Source organism: Saccharopolyspora oryzae (genome assembly GCF_027853915.1).
GTDB lineage: Bacteria > Actinomycetota > Actinomycetes > Mycobacteriales > Pseudonocardiaceae > Saccharopolyspora > Saccharopolyspora oryzae.
This window is the reverse complement of the sequence record NZ_JAQGLA010000022.1, coordinates 59,012-82,068: the sequence shown is the minus strand read 5'-3', so window position 1 is coordinate 82,068 and position 23,057 is coordinate 59,012. Positions and strand designations below refer to the sequence as shown.

At 70.6% G+C, this 23,057-nt stretch carries 21 protein-coding genes; 9 read left to right on the top strand and 12 right to left on the bottom strand.

Going from position 1 to position 23,057, the window contains the following annotated elements; genetic code table 11:
- Nucleotides 1-17: 17 nt before the first annotated feature.
- Together OU415_RS16445 and OU415_RS16440 are read right to left on the bottom strand one after the other, a co-directional pair.
- Nucleotides 18-728, bottom strand: coding sequence for a carbonic anhydrase (locus OU415_RS16445; RefSeq protein ID WP_270949666.1), 711 nt, complete (start codon nucleotides 726-728; stop codon nucleotides 18-20).
- Between the two features lie 207 nt (nucleotides 729-935).
- Nucleotides 936-2,378 (bottom strand): MFS transporter, encoded by a 1,443-nt coding sequence (locus tag OU415_RS16440; protein WP_270949665.1) that lies wholly within the window; start codon nucleotides 2,376-2,378, stop codon nucleotides 936-938.
- Nucleotides 2,379-2,600: 222 nt separating this feature from the next.
- Here OU415_RS16440 and OU415_RS16435 point away from each other — a divergent pair, with 222 nt between their 5' ends.
- From OU415_RS16435 to OU415_RS16420, 4 genes are all read left to right on the top strand, one after another.
- Nucleotides 2,601-3,461, top strand: coding sequence for a TetR/AcrR family transcriptional regulator (locus OU415_RS16435; RefSeq protein ID WP_270949664.1), 861 nt, complete (start codon nucleotides 2,601-2,603; stop codon nucleotides 3,459-3,461).
- 74 nt (nucleotides 3,462-3,535) lie between these two features.
- Nucleotides 3,536-4,420, top strand: coding sequence for a BKACE family enzyme (locus OU415_RS16430; protein WP_270949663.1), 885 nt, complete (start codon nucleotides 3,536-3,538; stop codon nucleotides 4,418-4,420).
- 24 nt (nucleotides 4,421-4,444) lie between these two features.
- On the top strand, nucleotides 4,445-5,407 hold the full coding sequence (locus OU415_RS16425) for a 3-hydroxyacyl-CoA dehydrogenase NAD-binding domain-containing protein (protein WP_270949662.1): 963 nt from the start codon (nucleotides 4,445-4,447) through the stop codon (nucleotides 5,405-5,407).
- On the top strand, nucleotides 5,404-5,844 hold the full coding sequence (locus tag OU415_RS16420; RefSeq protein ID WP_270949661.1) for a thioesterase family protein: 441 nt from the start codon (nucleotides 5,404-5,406) through the stop codon (nucleotides 5,842-5,844). Before OU415_RS16425 ends, OU415_RS16420 begins: the two co-directional genes overlap by 4 nt.
- Before the next feature lie 41 nt (nucleotides 5,845-5,885).
- Here the strand turns inward: OU415_RS16420 and OU415_RS16415 are convergent, their stop codons facing one another.
- A complete protein-coding gene (locus OU415_RS16415; RefSeq protein WP_270949660.1) occupies nucleotides 5,886-7,016 on the bottom strand; it encodes a hypothetical protein in 1,131 nt (376 codons plus the stop codon).
- A gap of 165 nt (nucleotides 7,017-7,181) precedes the next feature.
- Between OU415_RS16415 and OU415_RS16410 the strand changes: the two genes are divergently transcribed.
- On the top strand, nucleotides 7,182-7,352 hold the full coding sequence (locus tag OU415_RS16410; protein WP_270949659.1) for a hypothetical protein: 171 nt from the start codon (nucleotides 7,182-7,184) through the stop codon (nucleotides 7,350-7,352).
- A gap of 7 nt (nucleotides 7,353-7,359) precedes the next feature.
- On the opposite strand, the gene OU415_RS16405 is transcribed toward OU415_RS16410, so the two are convergent.
- The 4 genes from OU415_RS16405 to OU415_RS16390 all read right to left on the bottom strand — a co-directional run bounded on the left by OU415_RS16405 (nucleotide 7,360) and on the right by OU415_RS16390 (nucleotide 11,750).
- Nucleotides 7,360-8,766, bottom strand: coding sequence for an FAD-binding oxidoreductase (locus tag OU415_RS16405; protein ID WP_270949658.1), 1,407 nt, complete (start codon nucleotides 8,764-8,766; stop codon nucleotides 7,360-7,362).
- Nucleotides 8,767-8,876: 110 nt separating this feature from the next.
- Nucleotides 8,877-9,758: an NAD-dependent epimerase/dehydratase family protein gene (locus OU415_RS16400; RefSeq protein WP_408641858.1), complete on the bottom strand. Its 882-nt coding sequence runs from the start codon at nucleotides 9,756-9,758 to the stop codon at nucleotides 8,877-8,879.
- 254 nt (nucleotides 9,759-10,012) lie between these two features.
- The gene (locus OU415_RS16395) at nucleotides 10,013-10,216 is read right to left on the bottom strand and encodes a cold-shock protein (RefSeq protein WP_270949657.1); all 204 of its coding nucleotides are present in this window, start codon (nucleotides 10,214-10,216) and stop codon (nucleotides 10,013-10,015) included.
- Nucleotides 10,217-10,580: 364 nt separating this feature from the next.
- Nucleotides 10,581-11,750: a Glu/Leu/Phe/Val family dehydrogenase gene (locus OU415_RS16390; protein WP_270949675.1), complete on the bottom strand. Its 1,170-nt coding sequence runs from the start codon at nucleotides 11,748-11,750 to the stop codon at nucleotides 10,581-10,583.
- A 539-nt stretch (nucleotides 11,751-12,289) separates the two neighbouring features.
- Here OU415_RS16390 and OU415_RS16385 point away from each other — a divergent pair.
- The 3 genes from OU415_RS16385 to OU415_RS16375 all read left to right on the top strand — a co-directional run bounded on the left by OU415_RS16385 (nucleotide 12,290) and on the right by OU415_RS16375 (nucleotide 17,190).
- The gene (locus OU415_RS16385; RefSeq protein WP_270949656.1) at nucleotides 12,290-13,105 is read left to right on the top strand and encodes a hypothetical protein; all 816 of its coding nucleotides are present in this window, start codon (nucleotides 12,290-12,292) and stop codon (nucleotides 13,103-13,105) included.
- Nucleotides 13,106-13,250: 145 nt separating this feature from the next.
- Nucleotides 13,251-14,852 (top strand): amidohydrolase, encoded by a 1,602-nt coding sequence (locus tag OU415_RS16380; RefSeq protein WP_270949655.1) that lies wholly within the window; start codon nucleotides 13,251-13,253, stop codon nucleotides 14,850-14,852.
- A 139-nt stretch (nucleotides 14,853-14,991) separates the two neighbouring features.
- A complete protein-coding gene (locus OU415_RS16375; protein WP_270949654.1) occupies nucleotides 14,992-17,190 on the top strand; it encodes a terpene synthase family protein in 2,199 nt (732 codons plus the stop codon).
- Nucleotides 17,191-17,229: 39 nt separating this feature from the next.
- Here the strand turns inward: OU415_RS16375 and OU415_RS16370 are convergent, their stop codons facing one another.
- From OU415_RS16370 to OU415_RS16360, 3 genes are read right to left on the bottom strand one after another with little or no spacing between them, the layout of a single operon-like run.
- Nucleotides 17,230-18,438, bottom strand: a complete 1,209-nt coding sequence (locus OU415_RS16370) for a metal-dependent hydrolase family protein (protein ID WP_270949653.1) — start codon at nucleotides 18,436-18,438, stop codon at nucleotides 17,230-17,232.
- On the bottom strand, nucleotides 18,435-18,890 hold the full coding sequence (locus OU415_RS16365; protein WP_270949652.1) for a GAF domain-containing protein: 456 nt from the start codon (nucleotides 18,888-18,890) through the stop codon (nucleotides 18,435-18,437). Before OU415_RS16365 ends, OU415_RS16370 begins: the two co-directional genes overlap by 4 nt.
- Entirely contained in the window at nucleotides 18,887-20,266 is a 1,380-nt protein-coding gene (locus tag OU415_RS16360) for an MFS transporter (RefSeq protein WP_270949651.1), read from the bottom strand. Before OU415_RS16360 ends, OU415_RS16365 begins: the two co-directional genes overlap by 4 nt.
- Before the next feature lie 143 nt (nucleotides 20,267-20,409).
- Between OU415_RS16360 and OU415_RS16355 the strand changes: the two genes are divergently transcribed.
- Nucleotides 20,410-21,306 carry a MurR/RpiR family transcriptional regulator gene (locus OU415_RS16355; protein ID WP_270949650.1) on the top strand — a complete coding sequence of 299 codons (897 nt, stop codon included), beginning with the start codon at nucleotides 20,410-20,412 and terminating at the stop codon, nucleotides 21,304-21,306.
- A 70-nt stretch (nucleotides 21,307-21,376) separates the two neighbouring features.
- On the opposite strand, the gene OU415_RS16350 is transcribed toward OU415_RS16355, so the two are convergent.
- Nucleotides 21,377-22,018: a hypothetical protein gene (locus tag OU415_RS16350; protein WP_270949649.1), complete on the bottom strand. Its 642-nt coding sequence runs from the start codon at nucleotides 22,016-22,018 to the stop codon at nucleotides 21,377-21,379.
- A 233-nt stretch (nucleotides 22,019-22,251) separates the two neighbouring features.
- Entirely contained in the window at nucleotides 22,252-23,043 is a 792-nt protein-coding gene (locus OU415_RS16345) for a serine hydrolase (RefSeq protein WP_270949648.1), read from the bottom strand.
- Between the last annotated feature and the right edge of the window lie 14 nt (nucleotides 23,044-23,057).

Genomic DNA, 23,057 nt, shown 5'->3' with positions numbered 1-23,057 from the left:
AGCGCACTGGGGCGGGTTCAGGTGACCGGGTCGATCTTGCCCGTGGACAGGGTGAGGACGCCTCCGTGGATGGTCAGGTGTCCGGCTCGCACCGCTTGCGCCAATCCGGCGCTCATCTCGGGGAGTGCCGCGACCACGTGGCGGACGTTCGCCACGACGGCCTCGTGCAGGAGGGCGTCGCCCGTTGCTCCGGCCTGGCGGGCTTGGGCCACGGCCGGCTGGATCGGGGCCACCAGCGGCGCGAACTCGCCCGGGGGCGTCTTTCCCTCGGCCACCTCGATCGCCGTCTTCACCGCGCCGCAGTTGTCGTGGCCGAGCACGAGCAGCACCTCGGTGCCCAGCACGGCTTGGGCGTACAGCAGCGACGCGGTGTCCGCAGGGGTGGCGATGTTCCCTGCGACGCGGCAGACGAACAGATCGCCGATGCCGGCGTCCACGGCCAGCTCCGGGGCGGTCCGCGAGTCGGCGCAACCGAGCACGGAGGCGAACGGCTGCTGATGACCGGCGAGCTGCTGGCGGAGCTCCAGCGTCTGGTTCGGGTGCAGCGGGGTGCCCGCGACGAAGCGCTGGTTCCCGTCCTGGAGGCGGTACAAGGCGTCCTCCGGCGTCGAAGGCCGGGGCAGCACGGGTCCAGTGGTGGTTGGCGCCTGGTTCGCGCAGGACGCCACGACCAGTGGAGACGCACCGGCTGCCAGGAGCGCGCCCAGCGCGGCACGTCTGCTCAGCAACCCATCACCAGTTGGCCGCATGACTCCCCCGTGCTGCCGACGCCCGGCCCCGCGCTCACCTCGGCGAACAAGCCACGAGGAGCGTAGCTCCGGCTCAGAGCGGGCCACCCCGGTCGTTCGTCCCGAGAAGTCCAGTGGATGTCGAGGCGATGATCGCGCTGGTCAGGACCCGTGAATACTTTGGGTGGCTATAGCAACCCAAAGTGCTCACGGAGCCTCAGCAGGCGAAACGGCGCGCTTGGCCAGGACGACTTCGGCCAGGGCCACCAGGAGGGCTGCTGCGACGAAGCCGATCGAGACGATCAGGCCGCTGGTGATCGCTGCGTCGAAGCCGGCGGTGGCCAGGACTCCGAAGAACAGGCCGGAGGCCGCTGCCGTACCCACCGCCGAGCCGATCCGCTGGCCGGTCTGCTGGACTCCGGCCGCCGTTCCGCCGTGGGCGCTGTCGATCTCGCTGAGGGTCACTGTCTGGTTCGGGGAGATCACCAGGCCGCTGCCGACTCCCGCCACCAGCAGGGGCAGCGCCGTCACCACTCCCGCCATCGAGCCCGGTTGGGTGCGCAGCAGCAGGTCGGTCGCGAGGAGACCGAGCAGCGCACCGATCAGGCCGATGACGACCAGCCGGCGGCCCATCCGGTACACGAGTCGTCCGCTCATCGCCGACGAAACCGCGGAGCCGACCGCGAACGGCGTGAGCGCGAGCCCGGCTTGCAGCGCCGAATAGCCCAGACCGCGCTGGAGGTACACCGCCAGGACGAAGAAGATGCTGGTGAATCCGGCGAAGTACAGCAGGCCGAGGGTCGCGCCGAACGAGTAGCTGCGGATGCGCAGCAGTCGCAGGTTGACCAGCGGCGAGTGCCCGCGCTTGTCGTACCAGTGCTCCCACGCCACGAACGACGTCAGCAGCACCACCGCGACGATCACCAGGTACCACGGGGTCGACCGGCCGCTCTCCTGCTCGACCAGCGGCAGCAGCAGGCACAGCAGACCGCCGCCGAGCAGCAGCACGCCCACCAGGTCGAGGCTGCGCGTCGCCCCCTTCGCGCTGTCGCGCGGGAGCACGCGCAGGCCGTACAGGATCGCCGCCGCACCGATCGGCAGGTTCACGAAGAACACCCAGCGCCAGCCGTGCTCCGCACCCGCCAGCTGGATGATCAGCCCGCCCAGCAGCGGGCCGATCGCGGTGGAGATGCCCACCACCGCGCCGAACAGGCCGAAGGCCTTCCCGCGCTCCCGGCCGTGGAACAGCTGCTGCATCAAGCCGAGCACCTGCGGGTTGAGCAGACCGCCTGCCATGCCCTGCAGCAGCCTGGCCACCACCAGCCACAGCGGGGTCATCGCGAATCCGGCCAGCGCGCTGGCCACCGTGAACGCCCCCAGCGCCAGCAGGAACATCCGGCTGCGGCCGCGGTCGTCGCCGAGACGTCCCGCCGGTACCAGCACCAGGCCGAAGGTCAGCGCGTACCCGGAGACCACCCAGGACAGCGCGGCGGCGGGCGCATCCAGGCCTTGCTGGATCGAAGGCAGGGCGACGTTGACGATGCTGACGTCCAGCAGCGTCATGAATCCCGCGACCAGGCAGATGGCGAGCACCTGCCAGCGGGTGGCTGACTCCTCGGGGGAACGCGTCTTCGACTCGGTCGGGTCCACGGGTTCAGCTCAGCACGTTCGTTCTAGGCTCGCACCACCCGGCCCTGCCCAGCATTGCGACCGACTGACTTATCAATCACATAGACCACCCGATCGGCCTCCCCCGACCGGCATTTCAACGCCGCTTACTGGGGATATTCATCCGACAGGGGATCATCCGGCCCGATCGCAACACGCCCAGATCATTGCGATTCTCGCAATGTGCTGTTAGCGTTCCGTCCCGTGGAGGACACGACGGCTGCGTTGCGCCAACGGGTGCGCGACGTGTTGCGCCAGTATCCCGGAAGCCAACGGGCTTTCGCCGAGCAGATCGGATTGGACCCCACCAAGCTGTCCAAATCGCTGACCGGCACCAGGCGGTTCACCCCGGTCGAGCTCACCCGCATCGGCGAGCTCACCGGTGTCACGGTCAACTGGCTGATCAACGGCGGGGACGACGTCGAGACGGTGGCGGCCGCGCCGCAGCGCACCGCCCGGCCCGGGCGCGACCCCGGTGATCTCCGGGAAGCCAGCCGCTACCAGCAGATCCTCGACGCGGCCTGGCGGCTGATCGCCGAACGCGGCTTCCACTCGGTGCGCGTCTCCGACGTGGCCAAGGAGTGCGGCACCAGCGCCGCGACGATCCACTACTACTTCCCCGGCCGCGACGACCTGCTCACCGAGACGCTGCGCTACTCGGTGCGGCTGGCCTTCGACCGGCAGGTCGCCGAGCTGCACGCCGTCGAAGACGCCCACGAGCGCCTGCTGCGGCTGGTCGAGCTGCAGCTGCCCACGCCGGGCCTGCTGCGCCAGGAGTGGTCGATCTGGCTGCAGGTGTGGACCGAGAGCGCGCTCAACCCGGATCTGCAGGTCCTGCACAGCGATTCCTACACGCGCTGGCACGACACCATCGGCCGCACCATCCGGCAGGGCCAGGAGCAGGGCGTGTTCGCCGACACCGACGCCGAGGAGCTGACCGTCACGCTCACCGCGCTGATCGACGGGCTCGGCATCCAGGTGCTCGCCGGACGCCCCGGCCGGTCCGTCGAGCGGATGCGCAAGGTGCTGCGCGAGTTCGTCGAACGCGAGATCGTCCGGCACTGACATCCCCCACAACTCCACCGGACACCCGCCTCGGGTGCCCGGGCGCTGAACCCTACCCACGAGAGGAGAGCCCGATGGCCAACGAAGTCATCGTCACCGCCGCGCTCACCGGCGCCGGTGACACCACCGGCAAGAGCGAGTTCGTCCCGGTGACCCCGGAGCAGATCGCCAAGGACGCGGTCGCGGCCGCCGAGGCCGGGGCGGCCGTGGTGCACATCCACGTCCGCAACGTCGAGACCGGCCAGGGCTCGCGGGACGTCGCGCTCTACCGCGAGGTCGTGGAGCGCATCAAGGAAACCGGCATCGACGTGGTCATCAACCTGACCGCGGGCATGGGCGGCGACCTGTTCATCTCCCCCGACGACCCGCTCAAGCCGGTCGAGGGCACCGACCTGGTCAACGGCCTGGAGCGGCTGCCGCACGTCGAGGAGCTGCTGCCCGACATCTGCACCCTGGACTGCGGTTCGCTGAACTTCGGCGACGGCAGCCAGCTCTACATCTCCACCCCGGACATGATGCGCGCCGGCGCCAAGCGGATCCAGGAGCTCGGCGTCAAGCCGGAGCTGGAGATCTTCGACACCGGCAACCTGTGGTTCGCCAAGCAGCTGCTCGCCGAGGGCCTGCTCGACGCCCCGCCGCTGTTCCAGCTGTGCGCGGGCATCCCGTGGGGCGCCCCGCCGGACCCGGGCCTGCTGCAGGCGATGATCAACATGCTGCCGGAGGGCGCGAACTGGGCGAGCTTCGCCATCGGCCGCAACCAGCTGCGCTGGGTCGGTCTGGCCGCGGCGCTGGGCGGCAACGTGCGCGTCGGCCTGGAGGACAACCTCTACCTGAGCAAGGGCGTCAAGGCCACCAACGGCCAGCTCGTCGAGCGCGCGGTGGGCATCGTCGAGGGCATGGGCATGAAGATCGCCACCCCCGACCAGGCCCGCGAGCAGCTCGGCCTGAAGAAGCGCTGACACCCGTCGAAAGGGAATTCTGAGTTGAACGAGCACACTCCCTCCCCCGCTTCGGTTCGCCGGGTCGCCTGCATCGGTGCCGGTGTCATCGGCGGCGGCTGGGTCGCGCACTTCCTGGCCCGCGGCTACCAGGTGACCGCCTGGGACCCGGCTCCGGGGTTCGAGGCCAAGTTGCGCCGCCTGGTCGACGCCGCGTGGCCCGCGCTGACCGAGCTCGGCCTGGCCGAGGGCGCCTCCCGCGACAACCTGGTCATCGCCGCGACGCTGGAGGACGCCGTCGCCGACGCCGAGTTCGTGCAGGAGAGCGCGCCGGAGGACCTCGCGCTCAAGCGGGACCTGCTGGCCCGCATCGACGCGGCCACCCCGGCCGGCGTGGTGGTCGCCTCGTCCACCTCGGGCTACGGCATGACCGAGATGCAGGTGGACTGCCCGACGCCGCAGCGCCTCGTGGTGGGTCACCCGTTCAACCCGCCGTACCTCATCCCGCTGGTCGAGGTCGTCGGCGGCGAGAAGACCGAGGCGTGGGCCGTGCAGTGGGCTTCGGAGTTCTTCGAGGTCGCGGGCAAGTCGGTGATCACCATGGACCGCGAGGTGCCGGGCTTCATCGCCAACCGCCTGCAGGAGGCGATCTGGCGCGAGGCGCTGCACATGGTGGCCAACGGCGAGGCGACCGTCGAGCAGATCGACGCCTCGATCACCGACGGCCCGGGGCTGCGCTGGCCGCTGCTCGGCCCGTGCCTGACCTTCCACCTGGCCGGTGGCGAGGGCGGCATGGCGCACATGCTCGACCACTTCGGCCCGTCGCTGAAGTCGCCGTGGACCCGGCTGGAAGCGCCCGAGCTCACCACCGAGCTGCGCGACGCGATGGTCGAGGGCTGCGAGGAGGCCGCAGGCGGTCGCAGCATCGCCGAGCTGGTCGCCGACCGCGACCGCGCGGTGATCGCCGTGATGCGGGCGGTCGACGAGGTCCGGAAGGGCGCGAAGTGAGCGGGCTCGCGGAGTTCCGCCAGCAGGTCCGTCCGGAGTGGATCGACTACAACGGCCACCTCAGCGAGGCCTACTACGTGCTGGTCTTCGGGTTCGCCACCGACGCGGTGATGGACCAGGTGGGCCTGGACGAGAACTACCGCACCAGCACCGGCTGCTCGCTGTACACCGTGGAAGCGCACGTGCGCTACCTGCGCGAGGTCGGGCCGGACGCGGAGATGGTGATCACCAGTCGCGTGGTGGGCGCGGGCGCGAAGAAGCTGCGCCTGTGCCACGAGATGTCGGTGGACGGCACCGTGGTGGCCACCGAGGAGATCATGGCGCTGCACGTCGACCAGGAGCAGGGCGGTACCTCGCCGTTCCCCGCCGAGGTCGCCGAGCGGCTGACCGGGCTCGTCGAACCGCTGCCGGACTACGCCGGCCGGTCGGTGGGCTGATCTGATCGCAGGTGGGCGGAACTCCCGCAGTGGGGTTCCGCTCACCTCGCTTTCAGCACCCGGTCCAGCAGCCCGCACACGACGATCACCAGCGCGAAGAACGCCCCGGCGGCGGCCAGCAGCCGAGACTCGGGATATCCGCTCGCAACGGCGAACGCGGCCACGGCGGCTGCTGCTCCCAACGCGACCGCGAGCACGAGTTCCGCGCCCCATGCCCGCCACGGAACCGCCGAGCCGCGCGCGGTCTCGTGCACTCCGCACACCACGGCCGCGGCGATGATCACCAGACCGGCCACTGCGGACAACATCGGTGTTCCGAAGGAGAGCCCGTAGCGGATCGGGAGCGCTGGCGCGAGGAAGAACACCAGGAACCAGCCCAGGGATGCGCTGACCGCCGTGATGCCAGGTCCTGCCTGCGTCGTCGGAGACCACCGCGCGAGCACCCTCGCCACGACGAGAGCCCCGGTGGCTGCCGCCGCGATCGGCAACGCGTCGCCGACGTGCGCGAGGTTGTAGAGCAGAGCGGTGTCGTAGACGACCAGCACCAGCACGCCGAGCGCCGATGCGGACACCGCGAAGAGCGCCAGATCGGCCGTCGACCTCACCCGCTGCCGCTCCCCCGCGGTCAGCCGCCCCACCAACCACGGGGTCACCAGCCCGGACACGACGCGCAACGCGATGTCCTGGAGCGTGTAGGGGTTGGCCAGCGACCACTCGATCAAGCAGAAGGTCGCCGTCCAGGACACCGCCACCGGCCAGACCGCAGCCCGGTCGAACACCTCGGCACCGAACCAGCGGCAGATCGTCAGGTAGGCCAGCAGCACGAACGGCAGCTCCAGCAGGGCCGGCACCCGCAGCAGGGTCCACGACAGGAGTCCGGGCTGCGGCCACACCTCCGCCAGCCACAGCATCGCCGGATCGTCGTCGGCGAGCGCGAACCACCCGCTCGGCAGGAACCGCGCGATGAACTCCGGATCGCCGTGGTGCACCCGCACCAGGTAGATCGTGCACAGCACCTGGTTGAGGTAGATCGCTGCCACCACCACCAGAAGCCAGAACCCGGGGTGCCGCAACGGAGTTGCGCGCGGGTTCCGGCTCGGCCGGGTCCACCGCCAACCGATCAGGGCGGACGCCGCGGACAAGACGATCAGAGCGCCTAGAGCGACCGCCACGGTTGAGCACTCCCGGTGTGGAATACGCGTTCGACGCGGATCCTATCCGCGGCAGCGTCGCGGCAGGGCCGAATCGGTCATGCGCGAACCACGTCTCGGGATGACCTGCCCGGCTGAGCTGGTTACGGTGGCGGGTGCTCCGACCGGCTACCGACTGGAGGACCGATGCACCCCGAGACCCCGGAAGCCGACGCCGTCGAACAGGCCCGCCAGGCCGAGGACCTGCCCGAAGAAGAGGAACCGGAACAGGTCGAGGTCCCCCTCGACGTCGATCCGGCCGATCTCGTCGACCAGCACCGCCCGGCCCCGGTCGACGAGTCCTACGACCACGACTGACCCGCGGCTACGCCGAGCGCGAGGTGATTCCGCCCTGCTCGGGGAAGACCCGGCCCGGGTTGAGGATGTTGTGCGGGTCCAGGGCCGCCTTGATCGCGCGCTGCGCGCTCAGGGCGGCCTCGTCCAGCTCCTCCCCCAGCCAGCGCCGCTTGAGGTGCCCGACGCCGTGCTCGCCGGTGATGGTTCCGCCGAGCTCCAGGCCCAGCTCCATGATCGCGTCGAACGCCTGCTGCGCGCGGGCGGACTCCGCTTCGTCGCTGGCGTCGAAGACCACCGACGGGTGCATGTTGCCGTCACCCGCGTGCCCGGCGCACAGCACCTCCACCTGGTACTGCTCGGAGATCCGCCCCAGGCCCTCGACCAGGTCGACCAGGCTGCGCCGCGGCACGCACACGTCGTCCACCAGCACCGCCACGCCCAGGTTCTCGTGGGCGTCGCCGACCAGCCGTCGCGCCTGCATCAGCAGTTCTCCCTCCGCCGGGTCGTCGGCGACGACCACTTCGGAGGCGTCGTTGGCGCGGGCCACGGCCTCGAACGCGGCCAGGTCACCCGGCGCCGCATCGCCGCGATCGGACTGCACCAGCAGCATGCCCGCCATGCCCTCGGGAAAACCCAGGTCGGCGAGCTTCTGCACCGCCTGGACCGTGGGCCAGTCCATGAACTCCAGCACCGACGGCCGGTAGCCCTCCGCCAGGTATCCGGTCACCGTGCGCGCGGCGTCGACGACGGTCGGGAAGAACGCGACCGCGGTCAGCGGCTGCGCGGCGGCCGGTCGCAGCGCCACGGTGACCTCGGTGACCACGCCGAGAGTGCCTTCGGAGCCGACCACCAGGTGCGTCAGGTCGTAGCCGGCCACGCCCTTGGCGGTGCGGCGGCCGGTGCGCATCACCCGGCCGTCGGCCAGCACGACCTCAAGGGCGCGGACGAAGTCGCCGGTCACGCCGTACTTCACGCAGCACATGCCGCCGGCGTTGGTGGCCACGTTGCCGCCGATCGTGGAGATGCTGCGCGAACCGGGGTCCGGCGGGTAGAACAGCCCGTGCTCGGCGACCTTCGCCGCGAGCACGCCGTTGACCACGCCGGGCTGGACGACGGCGATCTGCTCGGAGGCGTCGATGTCGAGGATCTGGTCCATCTTCTCCAGCGACAGCAGGATGCAGCCGTCCAACGCGTTGGCCGCTCCCGACAGCCCGGAGCGGGCACCCTGCGGCACCACCGGAACCCGGTTCCGGTGCGCCCACGCCAGAGTCGTCGACACGTCCTCAGTGGACCGCGCCCGGACGAGCGCCGCCGGGACGCCGGCCGGGCAGAAGCTGGCGCGGTCGTTGCGGTAGGCCTCCAGCACGTCGACGTCGTCGAAAACGCGTCCGTCGGGCAGTAATTCGCGCAGCGCGCGCACATCGGCGGTGGTCATCGGGGCACTCTCCGACCTGGGCTGGGAACTGGTCTCGCTAGAACCTAACCCGCCGAACCGGTGCTGAGTCCACCGCGAAGGATGGACAAAGTCACACTGCTGCGGCGCCCTCAGCCCGGCCAGTGGCCGAAGAGGTCGGCGAAGCCCTCCCGCCAGCTGGGCCACTTCGGGCGCCAGCCCAGGGTTTCGCGGAGCCGGAAGTTCGTCGCACCGCGCTGCTCGGTCAGCTGGTGGACGGTCAGCCAGTCCAGCTGAGCCTTGGCCTGCTCCAGCGTCAGCGACACCGGGGCCGGCCCGCCCGCCATCAGCGCGTAGGCGGGCAGCCACTCCACCGCTGCCGCCGGCTCGTTGTCGACCACGTTGTACGCGCCGGGGTCACCGCTAGCCAGCAGTTCGAGCACCGCCCCGGCCGCGTCGTCGACGTGGGTGAAGGAGGTCAGGCCGACTTCGTCGGCGACCACCGGCAGCTGGCTGCCGCACACCTTGGAGTGGATCGCGCCGCCCGGCGCGTACTGCGTGCCCGGGCCGTAGAGGTTGCCGTAGCGCAGCGCGACGCCCTCGATGTCCGGGCAGTCCAGGACCGCTTCCTCCACCGCCACCTGGGCCCGGACGGCGTCGCCCCAGCAGCCCGGCGCGTCGGTCCACAGTGGTGATTCCTCGTCCAGCACGTCGTGGCCGTGCGGGAGGTAGGCAGCGGTCGTGCTCTGCCCGATGATGCGCTGCGCACCGGCTTCCACGGCCGCCTCGACCAAGTTCTTCGAAGCCCGCTCGCGCGTTCGCGCGGAACGCAGCTGGCCGTCGGAGAGATCGGTGCGGCCGATCCCGGAGGTCTGGTCCACCACCACATCCGGTGCGGCGCGGCGCAACTCGCGCTGCACCTCGTCGAGATCCTGCAGATCGGCGACGGCGACGTCGTCGAACGGTGCGGAACCGTCCAACCGATCCACGCCGCGCACGAGCGCGGTCACGTGATGACCTCGTTCCCGCAGCATCGGGAGGAGGGCTCTCCCGATCACGCCGGTCGAACCGGCGACAACCACACGCAGGGGCACTTCGACCTCGCACCGGGTTAGACGTCAGCGGCTCGAAAGCCTACCCCGGCGAGGCACCCCGGATCGGGTGAAAACTGCGGTCCTCCTGGGCGGCAGACCGGCACCGCGGACGGCCCGGACCTGCCGCCCCTCGAGGCGGCATCAGAGCTCTCTCCGATGCGCCGTCGTGCCGGAGCGGCACGACCGTTCGTCAGTCAGATGGCGCGAATGCTCGCGGCCTGCGGACCCTTCGGGCCCTGAGCGATCTCGAACTCCACGCGCTGGTTCTCCTCCAACGTGCGGAAACCGGAGGCGTCGATCGCGGAGTAGTGGGCGAACACGTCGGCGCCGCCGCCGTCCGGGGTGATGAACCCGTAGCCCTTCTCCGCGTTGAACCACTTGACCGTACCGGTAGCCATTCCTTGTTTCTCCTGATTCTGCTGGCCAGGGTCAACACTGCGCAGACCCGAGGTCGCGGAATGATCACCTCGTGCCGGCGCGGCGCCGGCACACCACGGCACAAAAAAAGCGCCTGCGTTCTGGCAGGCACTCTTCCAGTACTGCTGGGACCAAAACTGCAACCACCACGAACGCTAGCACTCCGACTGCGGGTTGTCACACGTCAATTGCCGCACGTGAAAGCGGGCGGAAATTCCGGTTAGATCCTTTCCTGCGAAGCGGTTTCGCGCGGCGGCGCCGCCGGCCGAACCCCAGCGCGGCGAGCGCCGGGGACGGCTGGGCGGCCACCCCACTTCGAAGACGAACAGGACCGGGGACAGGTGCTCAGGGGATGCTCAGCAGGCCCTGTCCGCGAGCTTCCGCGGCCATGTTCTGCTCGGTCCGCTGATCGGCGAGCATCAGCGCCGCGGCCCGCGGGGTGAGCCCCTCGGCGTCCCAGGCCGCCAGCAGCGGCGGGATCTTCGCGAGCATCTCCTCCCGCAACACCTGGAACGACAGCACCGGGTCCGCGTCGACCCGCCCCAGCAGCAGCCACCAGGCCCAGGCGACCGCACCGGCGTTGGCCACGAAGTCCGGGATCACCGGAATGCCGCGAGTGGCCAGCATTTCCTCGGCGTCGGCGGTCACCGGGGTGTTGGCCGCCTCGACGATGACCTTGGCGTTGACCTCCGGCACCTGCGGCGGAGCGATCGCGTAGGACACCGCCGCCGGGATGAGCACGTCGACCTCGGCGCTGAGGACCGCTTCGCGCGGCGAGCGCTGGACGTGTTCGGGCACCAGGGCGCGGTCGATCTCGCCGAACCGGTCGCGCGCTTCCAGCAGCGCCGGAACGTCCAGACCGTCCGGGTCGTACAGCGTTCCCGCCGCGTCGGCCATCGCCACGACCTTCAGCCCGGCTTCGTGCAAGTAGTAGGCCGCACCGCCGCCCATCGTCCCGACGCCCTGGACCGCGACCGTCGTCGAAGCGGGAGCCCATCCCCTCGCGTGCACGACACCGAGGCAGCTCTGCGCGACACCGAAGCCGCCGACCACGTCGCCGAGCAGCAGCCCGCCGGGCACCGGGGCGTTGAGACCGGCTCGCACGCGGCGCAGGGTGCGCTCCACGTCCGGGGCTCGCAGGATCGCCGCGTGGTAGGACTGGTGCAGCCCGACCTCGGCGAACACGTCGTCGATCAGGTGCTGCGGCACCCCGAGGTCCTCCGCGGTCACCCAGTGCGCGTCCAGGTACGGCCGCATCGCCTGCACGAAGCGGCGCAGCACGCCCTTGGCCTCGGGATCCTTCGGATCGCAGTCGATGCCGCCCTTCGCACCGCCGACCGGCAGGTCGAACACCGCGGTCTTGCGCGCCATGCCTCGCGCCAGGTCCTCCACCTCCGACAAGGTGCACCCGGCGCGCATCCGGGTTCCGCCGGTGGCCAGACCGGACACCAGGCTGTGCACCACCAGGTAGCCGTTGCGGCCGGTCACGGGATCCGTCCAGATCACCCGCATCATCGGGTCGCGGTCGACGATAGCCACGGCCGAACCTCCTTCCTGCAGAACGCGTGAACCCGCTGCGGAGAACCCGCGCGGGGAATGGGCAACCAGTGATCGAGCTATCGGCGAGCCGCGTGATCGCCGCGCTCGCCCCACTGCCGATTCGATCGGTCAGAGATGTCGCATCCAGAGCGAGGAAGAGGACAACCAACGGGCCGGGCGAGGGTTCCGGTACGACTCGATTCGCATGGCGCACCTCCCGCATTCCGCCCGGTTGGCTCGAAGCTAAGGGCGGCCGGTTGGGATTGTCAACAATCGACTTCTCGGACAAGCGTTACATCATCGGAACGGGTGTGTCCGGCCGGTTACCGGCACCCTCCGCGGACCTCTCACCAGCATCGCCGCAACCGCCGGATGCCAAGCCCCACCGCCACACGAACGGGTGATACTCGGTTCTAAGCTTCCGAACGCAGCAGAAGCCGGCACAGGGCGAAGCCGCGCCGGTACTTGGGCCAAACCGCTCCCAAGATCACCACGTGGCTGGAAGGATGCGAGGCATGAGCCAACCGGGACGACCCCAGGACCCATCGGGATCGCTGGACGAGGCGACGCAGCAGCAGCTGATCCAGGAGATCGGCCGAGTCATCGTGCGCGCGCTGCCCCCTGGCTGGCGGGAAGCCACCGTCGAATACCGCGCGCTGGGCAGCCACCAGGAGCTGGCCGCGCAGCTGATCGCCCCCAACGGCACCGCCATTCCGCTGGCCGCGCCGGTGGAAGCCGCCCAGCTGTTCACGCGGCTGCGCCAGGGCATGTACCAGCCGGACCGCGGCACCTGGGTCAGCGCGCTGTACCGGCTGGAGCGCCCGGGCAGCTACACCGTCGACTTCAACGGCGACTACGAGCCGAGCTGGCGCACCACTCCCCCGGCCGGCGCCGCCGCCGAGGAGCTCAGCCGCTTCCCGCGGCCCGCCTCGGCGACCCCGGCCTGGCTCGTCGCCGCGCCCGCGGCGCAGCTGCGCACCGCGGAGGTCTTCGACGACGCCGGTCGGCCGATCACCGACCGCCCGGAGCTCGACCCGACCGAGCTCGGGCCGATCGCGGACTACCTGGAGAAGGCCCCGATCGTGCTGGCCGCGCGCAGCTACGACACCGACCGGCTCGACCCGGCTCGGACCCCGTCGGTGCCGATGACCTTCCACACCGACGGCAGCTGGGTCTGGCCCGGCGCGGTCGGCTACTACTTGCGCCAGCACGGCGTCGCCCCGGAGGCCGACCTCCTGGCCCACATCCGCGACCAGGGCTTCCGGATCCCGGAGGTCACCGAACCGGTCCGGGACCAGGCCGTCGCCCTCATCACCGGCGAACCGCGCTAGCCACCACCCCGCAGGACCGGTGTTTCGGTCCGAACCGCAGTTTCAATTGAAACTGCAGATCCCACCCGCGCCGGAGCACAGTTTCAATTGAAACTGCGTATCCCGGTGGGGCCGCAGGCGTGGAGTTGCTGCCACAATCCACGGCATGCGCGAGGTGGTGTTCGCAGGTGGGCCGGTGGCCACAATGGACGCCGCCCGCTCGTTCACCGATGCGGTGGCGGTGCGCGACGGGCGGATCGTCGCCGTCGGCCGGGACGCCTCGGCGCGCAGGTTCCCGCGCGCCGAGTTCGTCGATCTGCGCGGCCGGTTGCTGCTGCCCGGGTTCCACGACGCGCACGTGCACCCGATCTACGGCGGGATCGAGCGGCTGCGCTGCGACCTCACCGAATGCCTCGACGCCGACGAGTGCCTGCGGCAGGTCGAGACCTACATGCGGACCCGCCCGGACGCGGGGTGGGTGCTGGGCGGCGGCTGGGACATGGGGTCGTTCCCCGGCGGGGCGCCGAGCCGAACCGCGCTGGATGCGGTGACCGGGGATCGCCCTGCGTACCTGCTCAACCGCGACCACCACGGCGCTTGGGTGAACACCGCCGCGCTGCGGCTGGCCGGGATCGACCGGCGCACCCCCGACCCGCCGGACGGCCGGATCGAACGCGATGCCGACGGTCATCCGTCCGGGACCCTGCACGAGGGTGCGACCCGGCTGGTCGAGCGGGTGCTGCCGCCGACCGGTGACGACGAGTACCTGGCCGGGCTAATGGAGGGCCAACGGCACCTGCACGCCCGCGGCGTGACGTCCTGGCACGACGCGATCGTCGGCCCCTACCTCGGCTACGACGACACCCTGGCGACCTACCTCGACGCCGACCGGCGCGGACTGCTGACCGGCAAGGTGCGTGGCGCGCTGTGGTGGGATCGCGCCCGCGGCCGGGAGCAGATCGAGGAGCTGCGGCACCGCCGCGAGAAGGCGCGCGGCCAGCGGTTCCGGGCCGACACCGTGAAGATCATGCAGGACGGCGTGTGCGAGAACTTCACCGCCGCGCTGCTGCTCCCCTACCTCGGCAGCCACGGCAGCGGACTGTCCTTCGTGGACCGCGAACAGCTCGCCGAAGTGGTGCCGGAGCTCGCGGATTCCGGGTTCCAGCTGCACTTCCACGCCATCGGCGACCGGGCGGTGCGCGACGTGCTGGACGCGCTTTCCGGTGCGCGCGAACGGGATCTGCGCCATCAGATCGCGCACGTGCAGGTGGTGCAGCCCTCCGACCTCCCCCGCTTCCACGAGCTCGGCGTGGTGGCGACGATCCAGCCGCGGTGGGCGGTCAACGACGCGGCGATGACCGAGCTGACCACCCCGCGCCTGGGACATCGGCGGGCCGGTTGGCAGTACCCGTTCCGCTCGCTGCGCGCGGCGGGCGCGGTGCTGGCGGCTGGCAGCGACTGGCCGGTGTCCGAGGCCGATCCGGTGCTGGCGGTGCACGTCGCGGTCAACCGCAGGGAACCCGGCTCCGACGATCCGCCGTTCCTGCCGGAGCAGTCGCTCGACCTCGTCGACGCGCTCGCCGCCTACACCGCGGGCAGCGCCTGGGTCAACCACGCCGACCGCGAGACCGGGACCGTCGAGGTCGGCAAGGCGGCCGACCTGGTGGTGCTGGACCGCGACCCGTTCTCCCAGCCGCCGAACGAGATCTGGCAGTGCGAAGTGGACCTGACCGTGGTCGACGGCGAGGTCGTCCACCAGCGGAGTTGACTGTCCGCAACACCGCGCTGGGCTATGCGGGCGACGGCACTTCCCGATCGTGTGGAAGGACTTCCGGGGCATTGGCCGCCGCAGGCGCGACTGGTTTCGTGCGCAGGGTCGGTGACCATCGCAGAGAGGTGCGCGGACCATGCAGGCCTTCCGACTGCCGGAGTTCTACCTGTCCTACCCGGCACGGCTGAACCCGAACCTGGCGCGAGCGCGGGAGCACAGCAAGAGCTGGGCCCGGCGGATGGACATGATCGACGTGCCGCAGCACGGGGTGGCGATCTGGGACGAAGCGGACCTGGACCGGCACGACTACGCGCTGCTGTGCGCGTACACGCATCCGGACGCCGACGGCCCGGAGCTGGACCTGATCACCGACTGGTACGTGTGGGTGTTCTACTTCGACGACCACTTCGTGGAGCTGTACAAGCGAAATCCGGACCTGGCCAGCGCGCGCGAGCACCTGGAGCGGCTGCCCTCATTCATGCCCGTCGACGGTCCGATCACCGCGGAGCCGACCAATCCGGTGGAGCGCGGGCTGGCGGACCTGTGGACGCGGACGGTGCCGACGATGAGCGCGGACTGGCGGCGGCGCTTCGCCGAGAACACCAAGCACCTGCTGGACGAATCGCTGTGGGAGCTGGCCAACATCAGCGAGAACCGGCTGTCCAATCCCATCGAATACGTGGAGATGCGCCGCAAGGTCGGCGGGGCGCCGTGGTCGGCGAACCTGGTGGAGCACGCCGTCGGCGCCGAGGTGCCGGCCGAGATCGCCGCGGCCAGGCCGATGCAGGTGCTGCGGGACACCTTCTCCGACGCCGTGCACCTGCGCAACGACCTGTTCTCCTACGAGCGCGAGGTGCAGGACGAGGGCGAGCTGAGCAACGGCGTGCTGGTCTTCGAGAAGTTCCTCGGCTGCTCGACGCAGGAAGCCGCGGAGGCGGTCAACGACCTGCTGACCTCGCGGTTGCACCAGTTCGAGCACACCGCGGTGACCGAAGTTCCGCAGCTGCTCGACGAGCACGGCATCGATCCGGCGGGCCGGCTGGCCGTGCTCGGCTACGTCAAGGGCTTGCAGGACTGGCAGTCCGGCGGGCACGAGTGGCACGTGCAGTCGGGCCGCTATCCCGAGGGCGGCGGGTCCAGCGTGCTGGCCGGGCCGACCGGGCTGGGCACTTCGGCGGCCCGGATCATCTCCTCGCTGGTCTCGACCGCGCCGCAGCGGATGCGCAGCTACACGCGGACGCCGTTCCAGCCGGTGAGCCACGTGCCGCGCCGGGAGATCCGGATGCCGTACCCGGTTTCGCTGTCCCCGCACCTGGACCTGGTCCGCGAGCGCACCGTCGAATGGTCCCGCTCCATCGGGATGTTCGCCGACGTCCCGCTGGTGTGGGACGAGGGGGCGCTGCGCGCCAACGACCTCCCGCACTGCGCGGCTGGCCTGGACCCGGATGCCACCGTCGAGGAGCTCGAGCTGGCCTCGGCGTGGCTGACCTGGGGGACCTACGGCGACGACTACTACCCGCAGGTCTTCGGCCACAGCCGCAACATGGCGGGCGCCGAAGCGCTGACCGCGCGGCTGAAGGAGCTCATGGCGGTCGAGGGCAGCAGTCCCGTCGTCCCGGCCAACGTGCTCGAGCGCGGGCTCGCCGACCTCTGGCAGCGCACGGCGAGACCGCTGCCGATCGACAAGCGCCGGACCTTCCGCGACACCGTCGAGGTGATGCTCGACGCGTGGCTGTGGGAACTGGCCAACCAGCACCAGAACCGGATCCCCGACCCGGTCGACTACGTCGAGATGCGGCGCCGCACCTTCGGTTCGGAGCTGACCATGAGCCTGTCGCGGTTCTCCCACGGCGCGACCGTGCCGCCGGAGATCTACCGGACCCGCACCGTCCGGGCCATGGAGAACTCGGCGAGCGACTTCGCGATGCTGGTCAACGACGTGTTCTCGTACCGCAAGGAGGTCCAGTACGAGGGCGAGGTGCACAACGCGGTCGTGGTGGTGCAGAACTTCCTGGACTGCGACCTGGACCGGGCGTTCGGCGTGGTGCACGACGTGATGGACGCGCGCCTGCAGCAGTTCGAGCGCACGGTGGACGTCGAGCTGCCCGCGCTCTTCGAAGAGCGCGGTCTGGACGCCGAAGCCCGCGCGACGCTGACCCGCTACGCGTCCGAGCTGCAGGACTGGATGGCCGGAATCCTCAACTGGCACCGCGAATGCCGCCGGTACTTCGACGCCGAGCTCCGCCACAACGTCCCGGGCGGCGCCCTGGTCCCCCGCCCCACCGGGCTGGGCACCTCGGCCGCCCGCCTCACTTGGGACCCGGTGCTCGGCTAGGGGTTCAAGGGGCTCCCGAATCCGGGAGCCCCTCTCCCCTCACACCAGCTGGCCGGCTTGGACGACGTGGCGGATGTGCTTCGGGTCGGCGAGCTTCGCGATGTCGGTGAGCGGGTCACCGTCGACGACCACCAGATCGGCCAGAGCGCCGACGGCGAGGGTGCCGATCTCGCCGGTCATGCCGAGCAGGTCGGCTGCCGTGGTGGTCGCGGCCCGGATGACGTCCAGCGGGGGCTGGACCTCGCTGCGGATCCGGAACTCCTCGTTCTGGTGGCGGTGCATGCCGCCGAGCAGGTCGCTGCCGTAGACGATCTTGACCCCGGCGCGGTGCGCCCGCTCCAGCGCGGCCAGCCCGGCGCCCAGCACCTCGTCGACCTTGCGCCAGCTGTCCTCGGGCAGCCCGAACTCCCGGCCTTCGGTCTTGAGCGCCCAGTAGGTCACCAGCGTCGGCACCAGGAACGCGTCGTGCTCGAGGAATTCGGGGATGTTGGACTCGTCGATGAGGTTGCCGTGCTCGATGGACCGGATGCCCGCCTTGAGCGCCCGGCTCACCGAACGCGCGGTGTAGGCGTGGGCGGCGACGTAGCGGTTGGCCGCGTCGGCTTCCTCCACGATCGCCCGCAGCTCGTCCATCGAGTACTGGGTGGAGTCGATGCGGTCGGTCGGCGAGGCCACCCCGCCGCTGGCCATCACCTTGATGTGGTGCGCGCCTTTTCGCAGCTCGTCGCGGGCGGCGGCCCGCACCGCGTCCACCCCGTCGGCGATCCTGCCCAGCCCGGCGCAGCACTGGTGGCCGTCGTGCACCCGCGTGCCGCGCGAGCGGCCGTCGCCGTGACCGCCGGTCTGGCTCAGCGCCTTGCCGCAGAACGCCACCCGCGGCCCCCGGATCAGGCCTTCGGCCTGCGCATCGGCCAGCCCGAAGTCAGCGCCCGAGGCGTCGCGGACCGTGGTGAAGCCGCGGTCGAGCATCTGGCCCATGATCCGCGCGGCGTGCGCCGTGGCGTAGGACGGCGACCACGACGGCAGCGAGCTGAGATCCGCGGTGGCGGCCGTGACGTGCACGTGCGCGTCGATCAGCCCGGGCAGGACGGCGGCACCGGCCAGGTCCACGGTCTGCGCGCCCTCCGGCGCGCTCAGGCGCGGGCCGGTCTCGGCGATCCGGCCGTCCACGCACAGGAGATCCCCTTCGGCGTACTCACCGGTTTCGACGTCGAGCAGCTTGCCGGAACGCAGCAGCAGGGCGGTCACGAATCCTCCTGGTTCTCGTCGAGGCGCTGGACCAGTTCGGTCAGCGCGGGAACGGCCAGTTCGGCCAGTTCAGCGGCGCGGTCCACCTGGGCCGGGCCGTAGGCGTGCTCCGCGTCGAGCAGTGCGAGGGTGCCCAACGTGGTGCCGTCGGCGCTGATCACGGGCACGTTGATGACCGAGCCGCAACCGAGTTCCGCGATCAGCTCGTGGTCGGCGAAGACCTGGCGGACCGACTCGGCGTCGGGCCCGAAGAACGGCTGCTGCTGGTGGATGCAGCGCTCCAGCCAGTCGGCCGCGACCTCGGCGGACTTCTCACCGCCCACCGGGTAGCGGTCGGGGTGGCTGGTGTGCGCCCGGTGCAGCACGCGCCGGCCGGGCAGCCAGGCGAGCACCGTGAACAGCCGGACGCCGATCTCCCGCCGGACTTCTTCTTCCACAGCGGACAGGTTCACCGGACGGGCTCCTTCCGCGCGTCGGCTTCGGTCAGGTCCTCCAGCGAGCGGCCCGCAGTCGACAGGCCGAAGATCAGGGTGCAAACGACGCCGACGGCGAGCACCGCCGTGGTCATGCCGAACACGCCCGCGAAGCCGAGCGTCGCCGCGGACATCCCGATCACCGACGGTGCGATGATGCTGCCGACGCGGCCGAACGCGCTGGACAACCCGGTGCCCGAGGCGCGGATCCAGGTCGGGAACACCTCCGGCGTGTACGAGTAGACCGCCGCGTAGGTGCCGTTGAGGAAGAACGACAGCACCGCTGCCGCGACCGTGATCAGCACCGGCTCGGTCATCTGCGACATCCAGAACGCGCTGGCCGCCGCGCCCGCCAGGTACAGCGCGATGGTGTTCTTGCGGTCCAGGAACTCGCCCAGCCACGCCGCCGAGAAGTACCCGGGGACCTGCGCGAGGTAGATGATGATCGAGAACTCGAAGCTCTTGGTGACCGTGATGCCCTGCTGCACCAGCAACGTCGGGATCCAGGTGAAGAAGCCGTAGTAGGAGAAGGTGATCACGAACCAGATCAGCCAGGTGATCGAGGTGCGCCGCGCCATCCGGCCGCTCCACAGGTACTTCAGCGCGGAGAGCAGTCCGATCTTGCGCGCCTCGGCCGGCTTGTCCACGGCGGCTTCCGGCACCGGCGGCAGCGGTTGCCCGGTCGCCGCCTGCACCTTGCGCTCCAGGTCGACCACGACCTGCTCCGCTTCGGCGGTCTTGCCGCAGGCCAGCAGGTAGCGCGGCGATTCCGGCAGCGAACGCCGCCACCACAGCAGCATCACGATCGGCAGCGCGGTGATCACCTGCGCCCAGCGCCAGCCCTCGGGTACCGGCTGCACCACGAACCGGCCGAGCAGCGCCGCCGCGACGAAACCGAAGGAGAAGAAGCCGGCCAGCGCGCCGACGAACCAGCCGCGCCGGGCGGCGGGGACGAACTCGGACAGGAACGGCGCGATGATCGCGCTCTCCGCCCCGGCGCCGAACCCGGCGAGCACCCGGGCGCCCAGGAAGATCTCGTAGTTCGGCGACATGGCGCCGACGACCGAGAACACCGCGTAGAAGCCCAGCGCCCACATCATCACCTTGCGGCGGCCGATGCGGTCGCCGAGCAACCCGGCGCAGGTGGCACCGAACAGGAATCCGAACGGGGTGGCCGAGCCGATCAGGCCGAGCTGCGCGTTGTTCAGCCCCCACGCGTCTTGCACGCTCGGCAGCAGGAAGGCCACCACGGCGGAGTCCATCCCGTCGAAGGTGTAGCCGAGGCCGCCGAGCAACAGCAGCAGGTAGTGCGGCCGGCTCAGCGGGAGCCGGTCCAAGCGGGCTAGCAGGGACACGAGGTGCCTCCAGGAAGGTTCACCGCACCAGATGAAGTGACCGGCAACATATAGTGCAGATATCTGGATATGCAATACCTGTTGCGTTACCTCGCGATCACTACTGTTCGCGTTGACCCGCAGCGACCGACGAGAGGAACCCGATGACCACCGACCGCGCCGCCAGCAGCGCAGCCGGGGAACCCGACGGATTCGAGGCCTGGCTGCGGGGGCGCGTGCCCGAACGCGGCCTGCGCAGCAAGGGCACGTCAGTGCTGGAAGTGCTGCTGACGCAGCCCCGGCGGGTCTCCTACAGCTCCGCTGCGGAGGCCGCCGAGCTGGCCGGCGTCAACGTCGCGACGGTGAGCCGGACCGCCCAGGCGCTCGGCTTCAGCGGTTGGTCGGACCTGCAGCGGGAACTGCGGGCGCGCTACCTGTCCTCGCTGAGCGCTCCGGAGGTCGCCGCCGCGCAGCGCACCGAAGGCGAGCTCGGCGGGGCATCGCTGCGCCGGGACCTGGAGTCGCTCGCCGTGCTGAACCGGCGGCTGGACGAGCAGCAGCTCCGGACCATCGCCGAGGCGATCGCACAGGCCCGGCAGGTGCTGATCATCGCCAACGGCAGCTACGTCGCGATCGGTTCGGCGCTGGGGCACAACGTGCGACTGGCCGGGTACGACGCGACGGTGGTGCGCGAGGACGCCGATCTGGCCAACGCGATGTCCCGGATCGAGCCGGACGACGTGCTGGTGGCGATCAGCTTCTGGCGGCTCTACCAGAGCACGGTGACGGCCGCCGAGGAGGCGCACAGCCGCGGGGCGCGGGTCTTCGCGCTCACCGACGCCGCCAGCCCCGCCCTGGCCGCGGCCTCCGAGGAGGTCGTGCTGATCCCCGCCGAGGGAGTGGCGTTCTTCCCCTCGCTGGCGCCGGGTCTGGCGGTCGCGCAGGCGATCGTCGCCCAGCTGTCCACACTGGACCCGGAACGAACGCGCCGGTCCATCGAAGCCGCCGAGACCCAGTGGTCGCGCTTCGGCCTGATGCACCGCCAGCCCCGGCGCAGCTGAAATCCGCACCGGAGCGCGGCGCGGGCTCGAAACCCGCGCCGCACTCGGCGTTCAGCTCGGAGCTGTCCCGCTACTCGGCTCGGCGGAGTTCGGCCATGGCCGTCCAGTGGGTGAGGTATTTGGCCGCTTCGGCGGATAACATCGCGTCGAGTTCCGCTCGATTCGCGTTCTTGCGCAGCCGCATGGCTTTTCCGCGTCGCACGTCCAGGACCATCGGTGCCGCTCCTGGCAGCAAGACCGGCACCAGGTGCTCTAGCACCCGCAGCGCCAGGTTCGCCGAATCCGTTCCGAGTTCCGGCTCCTTCAGGTAGGGCAGCACGACCTCGGTGCTGCCGTCTCGATGGCGCAACGCCATGGCGCTGTGCCGGGAGACGGTGACGGAGAGCTCCCCGACCGTCCACATGGCGGACTCCAGCGGAACACCGGTGGCCTTCACCTTCCGCCACCAGCGTTCGAATCCCTCGTGCAGCTGCAGGAAGTGCGGCTGCTGCACCGGCCGCGCGTCCTCCACCACCGCGGCCATGACCGCCGACGGGTCCGGCGAGTTCACCGCCCTCCGCAGCGCCGACCGGAACGGCGCGTAGAACGTCCAGGCCATGCTCGTCTCGGCGACGTAGATCTCCCACTGGTCGCGAACTATGCCCGCGCAGCCGCGCGGCGTGCTGCGCGCGTAGTCCAGGAACGAACCGAGGCTGATGTGCACACCGTCCACGAGTACCCCTCCGCGGCCGAGGGCAGCATTCAACGCCACTGCGAACCGCGTGCCCGAACCACGACAGTCCACAGTGGTCGAAATGTGCCCGAATCCCCTGCCCGACAACACGATCTTACCACGTCAGAGCGCGTTTTAGAACACGCATTCGAGTGATCTGGAGGCGTTCGCAGCCGCGTTGGCGGCAGTGCTTCCGAGCCGTTCCGCGTTCGCCGAGCTCCGCAGATCCGGCCTCAGAGCAGGGCGTCGTACGCGCTTCGACCGAGCGCTGCGATGGCGTCGCAGGCCGGGCCGCCGCGGTAGTCGTTGAGCGAGCGGTCGTCGGTGAGTTCGTCGACCAGGACCGCGATCACCAGCTGCGGGCGTCCGGTGCCGATCAGGCCCACGTCGTGGCGCAGCCCGAGGAGCTCGCCCGTCTTGTTCCAGCAGCTCACACCCGCGGGGAGCAGCGCGGGCAGCCGGTCGCGGACCTGCTGCTCGGCCAGCACGCCCAGCGCGTGCTCGGTCAGCTCCGGCGGCAGCGCCTCTCCGCTGGCCAGGCGGTCGAGCACGCGGGCCTGGTCCAGGGCGGTGGTCTCGTTGCGGCCGGGTTCGTGGTGGCGCATCAGGTGCCGCTCCACCCGGGTCGCGGTGCAGCCCAGATCTGCCGCGCAGTCCCGGATCGCGTCGAACCCGACGGCGTCGATGACCGCGTTGGTGGCCTCGTTGTCGCTGATCACGATCATCAGGACGATCAGGTCCCGCAACGACATCCGGTCGACGCTGCTCAGCAGCCGCAGGACTCCAGCGCCACCGACGCGCTCCGCGGGCAGGTCCCGCGGGTCGTCCAGGCCAAGCCGTCCGGCCTGCACGGCCCGCAGCGCGGTGATCATGATCAGCACCTTGATCGTGCTCGCGGAGTGCACCACCCGCTCGGCATCGAGCAGCACCGGCTCGCGCTCCGCCAGGTCCCACGCGGCGAACCCGACGCGACCGGGCAGTTCCGCTCGCTCCAGCTCCGCCCGCATCCGCTCCGCGAACCCCACGACCGCACTCCCCT